10 protein-coding genes are annotated in these 12865 nt (G+C 73.9%); 7 read left to right on the forward strand and 3 right to left on the reverse strand.

What is annotated here, in order from left to right; genetic code table 11:
• The first annotated feature begins 5 nt into the window (after window positions 1-5).
• Window positions 6-503, forward strand: coding sequence for a gamma-glutamylcyclotransferase family protein (locus tag ACK8N7_RS25725; protein ID WP_403208309.1), 498 nt, complete (start codon window positions 6-8; stop codon window positions 501-503).
• Here ACK8N7_RS25725 and ACK8N7_RS25730 read toward each other — a convergent pair.
• Both ACK8N7_RS25730 and ACK8N7_RS25735 read right to left on the reverse strand, forming a co-directional pair.
• Entirely contained in the window at window positions 466-2544 is a 2079-nt protein-coding gene (locus ACK8N7_RS25730) for a molybdopterin oxidoreductase family protein (RefSeq protein WP_500444243.1), read from the reverse strand. The two genes, ACK8N7_RS25725 and ACK8N7_RS25730, sit on opposite strands and share 38 nt — an antisense overlap.
• Before the next feature lie 154 nt (window positions 2545-2698).
• The gene (locus ACK8N7_RS25735) at window positions 2699-3490 is read right to left on the reverse strand and encodes a SanA/YdcF family protein (RefSeq protein WP_500444244.1); all 792 of its coding nucleotides are present in this window, start codon (window positions 3488-3490) and stop codon (window positions 2699-2701) included.
• Window positions 3491-3707: 217 nt separating this feature from the next.
• Here ACK8N7_RS25735 and ACK8N7_RS25740 point away from each other — a divergent pair, with 217 nt between their 5' ends.
• The 3 genes from ACK8N7_RS25740 to ACK8N7_RS25750 all read left to right on the forward strand — a co-directional run bounded on the left by ACK8N7_RS25740 (window position 3708) and on the right by ACK8N7_RS25750 (window position 7466).
• A complete protein-coding gene (locus tag ACK8N7_RS25740; RefSeq protein ID WP_403208315.1) occupies window positions 3708-4670 on the forward strand; it encodes a sirohydrochlorin chelatase in 963 nt (320 codons plus the stop codon).
• 53 nt (window positions 4671-4723) lie between these two features.
• Complete coding sequence (locus tag ACK8N7_RS25745; protein WP_403208317.1) at window positions 4724-6082, forward strand: deoxyguanosinetriphosphate triphosphohydrolase; 1359 nt, start codon at window positions 4724-4726, stop codon at window positions 6080-6082.
• A 124-nt stretch (window positions 6083-6206) separates the two neighbouring features.
• Window positions 6207-7466, forward strand: coding sequence for an NAD(P)/FAD-dependent oxidoreductase (locus tag ACK8N7_RS25750; RefSeq protein ID WP_403208319.1), 1260 nt, complete (start codon window positions 6207-6209; stop codon window positions 7464-7466).
• Here ACK8N7_RS25750 and ACK8N7_RS25755 read toward each other — a convergent pair.
• On the reverse strand, window positions 7357-9069 hold the full coding sequence (locus ACK8N7_RS25755) for an MFS transporter (RefSeq protein ID WP_403208321.1): 1713 nt from the start codon (window positions 9067-9069) through the stop codon (window positions 7357-7359). The two genes, ACK8N7_RS25750 and ACK8N7_RS25755, sit on opposite strands and share 110 nt — an antisense overlap.
• A 93-nt stretch (window positions 9070-9162) precedes the next feature.
• Between ACK8N7_RS25755 and ACK8N7_RS25760 the strand changes: the two genes are divergently transcribed.
• The 3 genes from ACK8N7_RS25760 (at window position 9163) to dnaG (ending at window position 12766) form a co-directional block, all read left to right on the forward strand.
• Complete coding sequence (locus ACK8N7_RS25760) at window positions 9163-9771, forward strand: helix-turn-helix domain-containing protein (protein ID WP_031126047.1); 609 nt, start codon at window positions 9163-9165, stop codon at window positions 9769-9771.
• A 113-nt stretch (window positions 9772-9884) separates the two neighbouring features.
• Complete coding sequence (locus ACK8N7_RS25765; protein WP_500444245.1) at window positions 9885-10733, forward strand: class I SAM-dependent methyltransferase; 849 nt, start codon at window positions 9885-9887, stop codon at window positions 10731-10733.
• A 101-nt stretch (window positions 10734-10834) separates the two neighbouring features.
• Window positions 10835-12766: a DNA primase gene (dnaG, locus tag ACK8N7_RS25770; RefSeq protein WP_500444246.1), complete on the forward strand. Its 1932-nt coding sequence runs from the start codon at window positions 10835-10837 to the stop codon at window positions 12764-12766.
• Window positions 12767-12865 lie beyond the last annotated feature (99 nt).

Here is a 12865-nt window from a genome sequence, read left to right on the forward strand (position 1 = left end):
CGGCCATGAGCACCCTGGACCCCGCCTCCCCGCCCACCGGCGAGCTGCCGTTCTTCGTGTACGGGACGCTGCTCCCCGGCGAACCCAACCACGACCTGTTCCTCCGGGGCCGTACGTCGGGGGAGCGGGCGGCCGTCCTGCCCCGGGCCCTGCTGTACGACGGCCCCGGCTACCCGTACGCCATCGACGGCCACGGCCGCGTCCACGGCACCCTGCTCACCGCCGCGCCGGGGGTGTACGAGGAGCTGCTCGGGCTCCTGGACGACCTGGAGGAGTACCTGGGGCCCGGCCACCCGCGCAATCTGTACGAGCGGGTCGTCCGCGAGATCGAGCCGCCGGGGGAGGGGCAGGCAGGAAAGGGGCAACCGGGGGAGAGGACCGTGCGCGCCTGGGTCTACCTCGCCGCGGCCGCCGTCACCCGCTCCCTCCGTACCGGCGGCAGCGTCATCGACGGCGGGCGGTGGGTCACCCGACGGCCTCCAGGCGGACCGCGCACACCTTGAACTCCGGCATCCGCGACACCGGGTCGAGCGCCGGGTTGGTCAGCGTGTTGGCCCGGCCCTCACCCGGCCAGTGGAACGGCATGAACACCGTGTCCGCCCGGATCGCCCCGGTGATCCGGGCCGGTGCCACCGCCCGCCCGCGCCGGGACGTCACCGCGACGAGCTCGCCCTCGGCCACCCCGATCCGCTCCGCGAGGCGCGGGTGCAGCTCCACGAAGGGGCCGGGGGCCGCCGCGTTCAGCTCGTCGACCCGGCGGGTCTGGGCCCCCGACTGGTACTGGGCGACCACCCGCCCCGTCGTCAGCACCACCGGGTACTCCCGGTCCGTCTCCTCGGCCGCCGCGCGGTGCACCACAGGCACGAAGGAGGCCCGCCCGTCCTCCGTCGCGAACCGGTCCAGGAAGAGCCGGGGCGTCCCCGGGTGGGCCTCGTCGGGGCAGGGCCAGAACACCCCGTCCTCGGCCGCGATCCGCTCGTAGGTGATGCCCGCGTAGTCGGCCGCACCGCCCGCCGAGGCCCGCCGCAGCTCCTCGAAGACCTCGGCCGGGTCGGAGGGGAACCCCTTGCCGTGGCCCAGCAGCCCGGCCAGGGCGTGCAGCACCTCCAGATCGCTGCGCACCCCCTCCGGCGGGTCCAGCGCCCGCCGCCGCAGCAGCACCCGGCCCTCCAGGTTGGTGGTGGTCCCGCTCTCCTCCGCCCACTGGGCCACCGGCAGCACCACATCCGCCGGCGCCGCCGTCTCGGAGAGCACGACATCCGCGACCGCGAGGAAGTCCAGGGACGCCAGCCGCTGTTCCACGTGCGAGGCGTGCGGGGCGGAGACCACCGGGTTGGAGCCCATCACCAGCAGCGCCCGCACGTCCTGGCCGAGCGCGTCCAGCAGCTCGTACGCGCTCCGCCCCGGCCCCGGCAGGCTGTCCGGGTCGACGCCCCACACCCCGGCGACATGGCGGCGGGCGGCCGGATCGGTCAGCTTGCGGTAGCCGGGCAACTGGTCGGCCTTCTGGCCGTGCTCCCGGCCGCCCTGCCCGTTTCCCTGCCCGGTCAGGCACCCGTACCCGGAGAACGGCCTCCCCGCCCGCCCGGTGGCCAGGCAGAAGTTGATCCACGCGCCCACCGTGTCGGTCCCCTTGGCCTGCTGCTCTGGCCCCCGCGCGGTCAGCACCATCCCGCTCTCCGCCCCGCAGAACAGCTCCACCGCCTCCCGCAGCCGCGCCACCGGTACCCCGCAGATCCGCTCCACCAGCTCCGGCCAGTGCGCCATCGCCCCGGCCCGCGCCTCCTCCCACCCCCGGGTCCTGGTCCGCACGAACTCCTCGTCCACCCGGCCCTCCGCCACCACCAGGTGCAACAGCCCCAGGGCGAGGGCCAGATCGGTGCCGGGGCGCGGCGCCAGATGCAGATCCGCCTGCTCGGCGGTACGGGTGCGACGCGGGTCGATGACGATCAGCCGGCCCCCCCTCTCACGCAGCTCCGTCAGATACCGCAGCGCGGGCGGCATCGTCTCGGCGAGGTTCGACCCGACGAGGATCACGCACCCCGAGCGCGGGATGTCCTCCAGCGGGAACGGCAGCCCCCGGTCGAGCCCGAACGCCCGCTGGTGCGCGGCCGCCGCCGACGACATGCAGAAGCGCCCGTTGTAGTCGATCTGCGAGGTCCCGAGCACCACCCGGGCGAACTTCCCGAGCGCGTACGCCTTCTCGTTGGTCAGCCCGCCCCCGCCGAACACGCCCACCGCGTCCGCCCCGTGCGCCGCCCGCACCCCGCCGAGCCCCTCGGCGATCCGCCCCAGCGCCTCGTCCCAGCCCGCTTCCTCCAGCTCACCGCCGGGCCGCCTCCGTACCAGCGGGGAGGTCAGCCGCACCTCCTGGCGCAGCACGGCGGGCGCGGTCCGCCCCTTGCCGCACAACGCGCCCCGGTTGACGGGGAATCCGGTGCGCTCCACCACCTCGGCCACCTCCGGGCCCGGTACCGGGCGCAGGGTCATCCCGCACTGGAGGGCGCAGTACGGGCAGTGGGTGGGGGTCTCGGCACCGGTCATGGTGCCCAGCCTGCGAGAGAGGTATTACGGGGACGGGGGAACCCGGTTACACCCCCGGAACGCGCACCTCAGCCCGCCGCCCACACCCCTGTGAGGTCCCGGGTCGGATGCGGGACCTCACCGCCCGCAGGCGTCGGGGCGCACTGCCCCCAGGTCACGGCGTGGCCGAGGCCAGCGCCTCCGCCACGCCCGCCTCCTGGGGCCCCAGGAAGCGCGGGTCGGGCCTCAGCAGGGCGTCGAGGGCCGCCTTCCCCGACGCGGCCAGCTCCCGGGTCCCGCCGTAATACCAGGTCGCGTCCCGTGGCGCGTCGACCCCGACCCCGTACGCGTCGATCCCGGCGGAGCGGCACAGTGTGGTCGCCCGGTGGATGTGGAAGCCCTGGCTCACCAGCACCGCCCGGTCGACCCCGAATATCTTCTTGGCGCGCACGCAGGAGTCCCAGCTGTCGAACCCGGCGTAGTCGCTGACGATCCGGTCGTCCGGCACCCCGCGCTCGGTGAGGTACGTGCGCATCGCGTCCGGCTCGTCGTACTCCACCCGGCTGTTGTCCCCGGTGACCAGGACGACCTTCACCTTCCCGGCCCGGTACAGCTCGGCCGCCGCGTCCAGGCGGTGGGCGAGATACGGGGTCGGCCGGCCCTTCCACAGCCCGGCGCCGAACACCATGGCGACCTCGCGGGCCGGGGCGTCCGCCGCGGTCCCCACCTGCGATCCGGGGCCCACCCGCATCCAGGTCGCGGGCAGCAGCGCCAGCACGCAGAGGGCCATCACGCCCTGCACCGCGAGCCGTCGGCCACGGCGGGAGCGCGGCAGCCGAGGCACGGAGAGCCGGAGTGCGGAGAGCCGGAGCACGGACAGCCGGGGCAGGCGCAGCCACGGTCTGTGCTTCTTCGCGCCGGCCTCCGACGCCCCCGACGCCTCCCGCGTCTCCCGAGCCCTTCGCATCCCTCGCATCCCTCGCACGGGAGCTCCCCTCGTCGTCCGTACCGTTGTTCGGTCCCATCTCACCTGACGAGCGAAACGCCCGAAAGGTTCGCCGATCGGCAGAAACGGGTGCAGGCCCCCGCCCCGCACACCGGCCACCACCCCACCGTGAGACTGCGGAAAACCCCCGTGACCCTCGCGCAACGGCCCGGCAACCTCCACCCGGCACCATCGGTCCATGACGGAGCCGTCCACGCAGCAGCCTCGCCAGTCACCGCCCCCGCCCGCCGGGAGCGGCGGCACCGTGCCCCTCGACAGCACCGCGCAGCTCCTCACCCGCATCACCGCCCAGCTCGGCACCCAGCTCAGCCTCGTCTCCCGGAACGGAACCCGCAGGCCCATGCACCGCACCCGGCCCTCCGACGCGCCCGGACCACCCGCCGCGCCCCGGCCGCCCGCCGCGCCCACCCTGCTCGTCGTCGCCCACGGCAGCCGCGACCCGCAGGCCCTGCGTACCGTCCTGGCGCTCCTGGACCGGGTCCGCGACCTGCGCCCCGGCCTCGACGTCCGCCTCGGCCACATCGAGCTGAACCGGCCGCTCCTCCCGGACACCCTGGACGGCCTGCGCGGGGCCGACGCCGTCCTCGTACCGCTGCTCCTGGGGCGCGGCCACCACGTCAAGCACGACCTGCCCGCCGCGGCGGGCGCCGCCCCCGCCGTACGGACCCGGGTCGCCGCCCCCCTCGGGCCGCACCCGCTGCTGGTGGAGGCCCTGTACGGGCGGCTCGTGGAGGCGGGCTGGGACCCCGCCGACCAGGGGAGCCGCAGCGCCGCCGTGGTCCTCGCCGCCGCCGGGTCCCGCGACCCCGACTCCGCCCAGGACACCCGGCGTACGGCCCGGATGCTCGCCGAGCGGCTCGGCGGGGTGCCCGTCGTCCCCGCGTACGCCTCCGCCGCCACCCCCACCGTCCCCGCAGCGCTGCGCGCGCTGGCCGCCCGGGGCCGCCACCGTACGTTCGTCGCCTCGTACTTCACCGCGCCCGGCCGCTTCGCGAGCGCCGCCGCCGGGGCCGCGCCCCGCACCGCCGCCGTTCCGCTCGGCGCCCACCCGGCCATGGCCCGCCTGCTCCTGCACCGCTACGACCAGGCACTGTCCGCCACCGCGCCCTCCGAGATGGTGAGCTTGCTCGCTTCCGCCTGACTCCCGGGCCCGCTCACGACACGTTGTCCGTCCCGGTCGCTACTGTCGGGACCATGGACGGCACACAGGGCGCACGCGGGGCAGATCAGACACACGGCACGGAAGGTGCGCAGAGCGCACAGAGCGGGGCGGGGCCGGCTCCGTACGGACCGGCCGACACCGAGCGTTTCGACACCGAGCAGGACAAGCGCCCCGGCCGTACCGCCTTCCAGCGCGACCGGGCCCGGGTGCTGCACTCCGCGGCCCTGCGCCGGCTCGCCGGGAAGACCCAGGTGGTCACACCCGGCACCCGCTCCCTCGTCTGGGACGCCAGCCCCCGCACCCGGCTCACCCACTCCCTGGAGTGCGCGCAGGTCGGCCGGGAGCTGGGCGCGGTCCTCGGCTGCGACCCGGACCTGGTGGAGACGGCCTGCCTCTCCCACGACATGGGCCACCCCCCGTTCGGCCACAACGGCGAGCAGGCGCTCAACGACTTCGCCTCCGACTGCGGCGGCTTCGAGGGCAACGCCCAGTCGCTGCGGCTGCTGACCCGCCTGGAACCGAAGCGGTTCGTCCGCGACCCGCGCACCGGCGACCTGGTCAGCGTCGGCCTCAACCTGACCCGGGCCGCCCTGGACGCCGCCACCAAGTACCCCTGGCCGCGCGGCGCGCACCCCACCGACCCGCACTCGGTGAAGTTCGGGGTGTACGCCGACGACCTCCCGGTCTTCGAGTGGGCCCGCAAGGGGGCGCCCGAGGACCGCACCTGCTTCGAGGCCCAGGTGATGGACTGGTCCGACGACGTGGCCTACTCGGTGCACGACTTCGAGGACGGGCTGCACGCCGGGCACATCGACCCCAACTGCCTCTACGCCGAGCCGGAGCGCCAGGAGATCTGGGCCGTCGCCATCGGACGGTACGTCCCCGCCGACACCGACCCGCAGGAGCTGGGGGAGGCCCTGGACCGGCTGATCGACCAGGAGTGGTGGCCGCACGGCTACGACGGCTCCGCCGTGGCCCAGGCCCGCCTGAAGGACGCCACCAGCCAGCTCATCGGCCGGTTCTGCACCGAGGCCGAGACCGCCACCCGCGAGGTCTACGGCCCCGGCCGCCTCACCCGGTACGGGGCGGAGCTCGTCGTTCCGCGCACGGTCCGCAACGAGTGCGCGGTCCTCAAGGCGGTCGCCGACCGTTACGTGATGCAGCGCGCCGAGCAGGAGACCCTCCGCGCCGACCAGCGCATCGTCATCGCCGAACTGGCCGCCGCCCTCACCGCCCGCGCCCCCGAGGGCCTGGAGCCGCACTTCCGCGCCCTGTTCGACCAGGCGCCCGACGACCACACCCGTAAGCGCGTCCTGGTCGACCAGATCGCGGCCCTCACCGACGCCTCCGCACGATCCCTGCACGCCGCACTCACCGCCCGCCGGGGCTGAGGGGCAGACTGGAACCTGACCACTGGGTGTGACCTGTCCGGGGCACACCCTCTTTCGCCATCACGCTGCGTGCGGGACGCTCGCAGCCGGGGCGCCGCGCAGCACAGCACTGAGGAGGCATCAAGTGGTCGACGCACATCGGACGTTCGTCATCGTCGGAGCGGGACTCGCAGGGGCGAAGGCGGCCGAAACACTCCGCGCGGAAGGGTTCACCGGCCGGGTGATCCTCATCGGGGACGAGCGCGACCACCCCTATGAGCGGCCGCCGCTCTCCAAGGGCTACCTCGGCGGCAAGGAGGAACGCGACAGCGTCTTCGTCCACGAGCGCCCCTGGTACGCGGGCGCCGACATCGAACTGCACCTCGGCCAGCCCGTCACGGTGCTCGACCGGTACGCGAAGACCGTGCAGCTCGGCGACAACACCGTCATCCACTACGACAAGCTGCTGCTCGCCACCGGCTCCGAACCGCGCCGCCTGGACGTCCCCGGCACCGACCTGGTGGGCGTCCACCACCTGCGCCGGCTAGCCCACGCCGACCGGCTGCGCAACGTCCTGGCCGCCCTCGGCCGCGACAACGGCCACCTGGTGATCGCCGGAGGGGGCTGGATCGGCCTGGAGGTCGCCGCCGCCGCCCGGGGATACGGGGCCGAGGTCACCGTCGTCGAGTCGGAGGCCACCCCGCTGCACCAGGTCGTCGGCCCCGAACTGGGCCAGATCTTCACCGAACTCCACAGCTCCCACGGCGTCCGCTTCCACTTCGGCGCCCGCCTCACCGAGATCGTCGGCCAGGACGGCATGGTCCTGGCCGCCCGCACCGACGACGGCGAGGAGCACCCCGCCCACGACGTCCTCGCCGCGATCGGCGCCGCCCCGCGCTCCGCCCTCGCCGAGGCCGCCGGCCTGGAGATGGCCGAGCGGGCGCACGGCGGCGGTATCGCCGTGGACGCCTCGCTGCGCACCTCCGACCCCCACATCTACGCCGCCGGGGACGTCGCCGCCGTCGCCCACCCGCTGCTCGGCGTCCGGCTGCGCGTCGAGCACTGGGCCAACGCCCTCAACAGCGGTCCCGCCGCCGCCCGCGCGATGCTCGGCCAGGACGTGACGTACGACCGGGTGCCGTACTTCTTCTCCGACCAGTACGACCTGGGCCTCGAATACTCCGGCTGGGCGCCGCCCGGCACCTACGACGAGGTGATCATCCGGGGCGACGCGGGGAAGCGGGAGTTCATCGCGTTCTGGCTCAAGGACCGCCGCGTCCTGGCCGGGATGAACGTCAACGTGTGGGACGTGACGGAGACGATCCAGGAGCTGATCCGGGCAGGTCAGCAGCATGACCCGGAGGCACTGGCCGATCCGTCGGTGCCGCTGGACTCCCTGCTCTGACGACTTCCCGGAGGGTGGGGGCATCGGCCCCCGCCCCCGGGGCCGGACTCTTCGGACCACGCAGGAGTACGAGGAGGAGCAGGGCGGCCATCACGGCGACCCCCGCCCACATGGCCTGCTGCCACCCGTCCACGAAGGACCGCTGGGCGGCGTCCAGGAGCGCTTCCCGGTGCGGGCCCGCGCCGCCCGCCGCCTCGACCGCGTTGGCGACGCCCTCGCGCGCGGTGTCCGCCGCGTCCCGGGGGATGCCGCTCAGCCGGTCGTCCACGGCGCTCCGGTAGCCGGCCGACAGCAGCGCACCGAGCAGGGCGACCCCGAGCGCGGTGCCGAACTCCCGGGTGACGTCGTTGAGAGCGGACGCCACGCCCTGGCGCTCGCGCGGCAGGGATGCGGTGATGGCCTCGGTGGAGGGCGTCATCGCCAGACCCATGCCGAGGCCCATCGCGAGCATGCCGGGCAGGATGGACAGGTAGCCGCCGCCGACCGAGACGAACAGGGCCATGAGGGCGAGTCCGGCGCCGCCCGTCGCGATCCCCGTCGCCATCGTCGTACGGGCCCCGACCCGCGCCGCCAGCCGCGGGGCGAGCCCCGACGTCAGCATCATGAGGACCGCCATCGGCATCAGCGCGAGGGTGGACAGCAGCCCCGACCAGCCCAGCACCGCCTGGAGGAACGGGAAGAGGACCACGGCTATCCCCGCCTGGACACCGAAGACCACCAGCAGAGTGACCGAACCGCTCGCCAGGCGCCGCTCCCGGAAGAGCCGCACATCCAGCAGAGCGGCCTCCCGGCGGCGCAGCTCCCGCGCCACGAAGCCGGCGGCGGCGAGGATGCCGACGGTGAGGGCGGCGAGGGTGACGGGGGCGCTCCAGCCCTTCTCCGGGCCTTCCTGGAGGGCGAAGATGAGCCCGGTCACCGCGACGACCGAGGTCAGCGCGCCGACGGTGTCGAAGGAGTGCCCGGCGTGCTCCCGGGAGTCGGGGACCGAGCGCAGCGTCATGGCGAGCGCCACCCCGACCAGCGCGACCGGCAGGACGAACAGCCACCGCCAGCTCGCCACGTCCACGAGCAGCGCGGAGAGGAACATCCCGATGACGCCACCGCCCCCGGCGACCCCGGTCCAGACGCCGATCGCCTTTCCGCGCTCCTCCTCGGGGAACGTGGAGGTGATCACGGCCAGGGTGATCGGCATGATCATCGCCGCCCCGACGCCACTGAGGACGCGGGTGGCGAGCATGATCCCGGCCGTCGGCGCCAGCCCCGCCAGCACGCTCGCGACGCCGAAGACGGTCAGGCCCGCGATCAGCATCGGCTTCCGGCCGATCCGGTCGCCGATCGCGCCCAGCGGCAGCAGAAGCGCGGCCAGGGCGAGGGTGTAGATGTTGATGATCCACAGGACCGTGGACTGGGAGGCGCCGAACTCGACGGCCAGGTCGCTCTGGGCCACGTTCAGCCCGGACACCGAAGCGATGACAGCCATCAACGCGACCGAGACGGCGACCAGGATCATGCGGAGCTGACGCGGGCCCGGCGTGCCGGGGCCGTCGGGGCTCCCGGGACCGGGTTCCGCGAACGCTCCCTCTGCGGGCTGTCGGTCTCTCATGGGTCCCTCTCACCTGATGCGTGGCCCCGGCTGTCCCGGGCCTGAGCTCACGACGCTAAGCGCACTTTGCATCAGGGGCATACAATGTTGCGCATGGAGCAAAACAATGACGAGCTGGACGGCCTCGTACGCAAACGGATCCGGGCCCTGCGGGTGGCACAGGGCTGGTCCCTGGAGGAGCTGGCCGGCCGGGCCAACCTCAGCCAGTCCTCGCTCAGCCGCATCGAGAACGGGCAGCGGCGGCTCGCCCTCGACCAGCTCGTCACGCTCGCCCGGGCCCTGGACACCACCCTCGACCAGCTGGTGGAGACCGCATCCGACGACGTCATCATCAGCCCGATGATCGACGGCGCCCACGGGCTGATGCGCTGGCCCGTGAAGGGCGACCCCGGCATGACCGTCGTACGGCAGCGGATGACCGAGCCGCCTCCGGACAACCCCGCCCGGATGCGCGCGCACCCCGGCCGGGAGTGGCTGGTCGTCCTCTCCGGCACCGCGGTCCTCATGCTGGGCCACCGCCGCTTCCGGGTGGAGACCAACCAGGCCGCCGAGTTCCCCACGATGCTGCCGCACGCGATCGGCGCCGAGGGCGGCCCCTGCGAGATCCTGGGGATCTTCGACCGCGACGCCCGCCGCGGCCACCTGCGCGACACCCGGCGCACCGGGGGCGACTGCGCACCGGACCTCCCGCACACGACGTGACAGCCGGCGGATCACGCGCTCCGCTTGCGCGCCCGGCATCCCTGGCGGCGACCTTCTTGCCTGTATCGGGAGAACTCGTGCCACACAGGCATGACTGCCCTAGCTTGGGGTCCATGACCCACGCACACACCCACGGCCACGGCCGGCACGGCGAGGCGGAGATCCTCGACCTGGACGCCCAGGTCCTCGCCGAACACATCACCGCCCTCACCGGGTGGCTCCCCGTCCAGGCACCGCCCCGCCGGATCGTCGACCTGGGCTGCGGTACGGGAACGGGCACCTTCGCCCTCCTCGACCGCTTCCCCGAGGCGCACATCACCGCCGTCGACACCTCGGCCGCGCACCTCCAGCGCCTCCGCGAGAGGGCGTGCGCCCGCGGTGCGGAGGGGCGCGTACGGACCGTGCAGGCCGACCTCGACGCCGCCGACTGGCCCGACCTCGGCGCCCCGGACCTGGTGTGGGCGTCGGCCTCGATGCACCACGTGGCCGACCCCGGCCGGGCCCTGGGCCAGGTCCACGACCTGCTCGCCCCCGGCGGGCTGTTCGCCGTGGTGGAGCTGTCCGGCTTCCCCCGCTTCCTCCCCGCGGGCGCCCCCGAGGACCGGCCCGGCCTGGAGGAGCGCTGCCACGAGGCGAGCGACCGCTTCCACGCCGAACACGTGCCCCACCGCGGCGCCGACTGGGGCCCGAAGCTGACCGGGGCCGGATTCACCGTCGAGGACGAGCGGGTCGTCACGGTGAACATCGACAACACCGACCGCTCCCGCAGAGAGGCGGTCGGCGCCTACGCCCTCGGCAGCCTGCAGCGCCTGCGCCACAGCGTCGCCGAGGCGCTCACGCCCGAGGACCTCGCCGCGCTCGACCGGCTGCTCGACACCGCAGGACCCGGCTCCCTCCTGCGCCGCGACGACCTCGCCGTACGCACCGAACGCTCCGTCTGGGCCGCCCGCCGCACCGGCTGACCCCCGGCGGACCACGGACCCGGCCCCGGCCGGCCCCCGCACCGGCCGGGGCGGAGTCCTGCGGGCGTCGGGTTGTCGTCGGCCACCCGTAGACTTCATCCGTGGCTGGCAGGATCAATGACGACGACGTGAAGGCGGTACGGGACGCGGTCCCGATCGACTCCGTCGTGTCCGAATACCTCCAGCTGCGCAACGCGGGCGGCGGAAACCTCAAGGGACTCTGCCCCTTCCACGACGAGAAGTCCCCCTCCTTCCAGGTCAGCCCCGGCAAGGGTCTGTTCCACTGCTTCGGCTGCCAGGAGGGCGGCGACACCATCGCGTTCGTGATGAAGATCGACCACCTCTCCTTCTCGGAGACGGTCGAGCGCCTCGCCGCCAAGGCGGGCATCACCCTGCGGTACGAGGAGGGCGGCTACAACCCCTCCCACCAGCGCGGCGAACGCATCCGGCTGATCGAGGCCCACCAGGCCGCCGCCGAGTTCTACGTACGCCAGCTGGAGAGCCCCGAGGCCGAGATCGGCCGGAAGTTCCTCGCCGAGCGCGGCTTCGACCAGGACGCCGCGACCCACTTCCGCGTCGGCTACAGCCCGGCCGGCTGGGACCACCTCACCCGCTATCTGCGCGGCAAGGGGTTCAGCGACAAGGAGCTGATCACCTCCGGTCTCTCCCAGGACGGCCGCCGCGGCCCCATCGACCGCTTCCGCGGCCGGCTCATGTGGCCGATCAGCGACACCGCCGGGGAGATCGTCGGCTTCGGCGCCCGCAAGCTCCGCGACGACGACAACGGCCCGAAGTACCTGAACACCCCCGAGACCCCCGTCTACAAGAAGTCCCAGGTGCTGTACGGCATCGACCTGGCCAAGAAGGACATCGCCAAGGCCAGCCGGGCCGTCGTCGTCGAGGGCTACACCGACGTCATGGCCTGCCACCTCGCCGGGGTCACCACCGCCATCGCCACCTGCGGCACCGCCTTCGGCAACGACCACATCAAGATCCTGCGCCGCCTCCTCATGGACAACGGCAGCGCCCGCGTGATCTTCACCTTCGACGGCGACTCGGCCGGCCAGAAGGCCGCCCTGCGCGCCTTCGAGGACGACCAGAAGTTCGCCGCCGAGACGTACATCGCCATCGCCCCGGACAACATGGACCCGTGCGACCTGCGGCTCGCCAAGGGCGACGACGCCGTACGCGACCTGGTCGAGCCGCGCACCCCGCTCTTCGAGTTCGCCCTGCGCCAGATCGTCGGCCGGTACGACCTGGAGACCCCGGCGGGCCGCGCGGCCGCGCTCGACGAGGCCGCCGCCGTCGTCGCCAAGATCAAGACCAGCAGCGTGCAGCGCGAGGTGGCCGTCCAGCTCGCCGGACTCGTCGGCATCCTCGACCAGGAGTTCGTCGTCCACCGCGTCGCCCAGCTCGCCCGCTGGGCCCGTGACAAGGGCGGCGACGGCCGGGGCGACGGACGCGGCGGCCGGGGGCCCGGCCCCCAGGACCGGCGCGGCGGCACATCGCACCAGGCCGTCCAGGCCCCCACCGCCCCCTCCGGCCCCGCGCTCAACCTCCGCAGCCCCGCCCACCGCACAGAGCGCGAGCTGCTCAAGCTCGCCCTCCAGAAGCCCGCCCTGGTCTCCCCGGCCTTCGACGCGTACGGCATGGACGAGTTCACCGCCCCGCCCTACGCGGCCGTGCGCCAGTGCATCGAGGAGGCGGGCGGCGCCGAGCGGGGCCTCGGCGACAACCGCGAGTATCTGGTCGCCGTCATGGACGCGGCCCCCAACAACACCGTGCGCAGCCTCGTCACCGAGCTCGCCGTCGAGGTCTTCATCGGCAAGACGATCGACGAGACGTACGCCGGCATGCAGCTCGTCCACGTCCGGCTGCGCGCCGTCGACCGCCGGATCAACGACGTACAGGGCAGCCTCGCCCGCCTCGGCAGCAATGTGGCCCCCGAGGATCTGGCGGCCGCGCAGAACGAGGTCTGGGTCCTCCAGCAGTACGCGCAGTCCCTGCGGGCGAAGGGCGCCGACGCGCTCTGAGCGCCGGGCCCGCACGGGCCGACGGCTCCGGGAGCAGTAACCGGCCGGTGACCGACCGGAATCAAAAAGTCCCCGCACGCCCCTCGTGGCAACCCTGTG

The organism is Streptomyces griseobrunneus (assembly GCF_046713465.1).
Lineage (GTDB): Bacteria > Actinomycetota > Actinomycetes > Streptomycetales > Streptomycetaceae > Streptomyces > Streptomyces microflavus.

Coding starts and splice junctions, on each gene's coding strand:
- ACK8N7_RS25730 (WP_500444243.1), bottom strand. CDS start 2,544: ATGACCGGTGCCGAGACCCCCACCCACTGCCCGTACTGCGCCCTCCAG.
- ACK8N7_RS25745 (WP_403208317.1), top strand. CDS start 4,724: ATGGACGGCACACAGGGCGCACGCGGGGCAGATCAGACACACGGCACG.
- ACK8N7_RS25760 (WP_031126047.1), top strand. CDS start 9,163: ATGGAGCAAAACAATGACGAGCTGGACGGCCTCGTACGCAAACGGATC.
- ACK8N7_RS25755 (WP_403208321.1), bottom strand. CDS start 9,069: ATGAGAGACCGACAGCCCGCAGAGGGAGCGTTCGCGGAACCCGGTCCC.
- ACK8N7_RS25740 (WP_403208315.1), top strand. CDS start 3,708: ATGACGGAGCCGTCCACGCAGCAGCCTCGCCAGTCACCGCCCCCGCCC.
- ACK8N7_RS25735 (WP_500444244.1), bottom strand. CDS start 3,490: ATGCGAAGGGCTCGGGAGACGCGGGAGGCGTCGGGGGCGTCGGAGGCC.
- ACK8N7_RS25725 (WP_403208309.1), top strand. CDS start 6: ATGAGCACCCTGGACCCCGCCTCCCCGCCCACCGGCGAGCTGCCGTTC.
- ACK8N7_RS25765 (WP_500444245.1), top strand. CDS start 9,885: ATGACCCACGCACACACCCACGGCCACGGCCGGCACGGCGAGGCGGAG.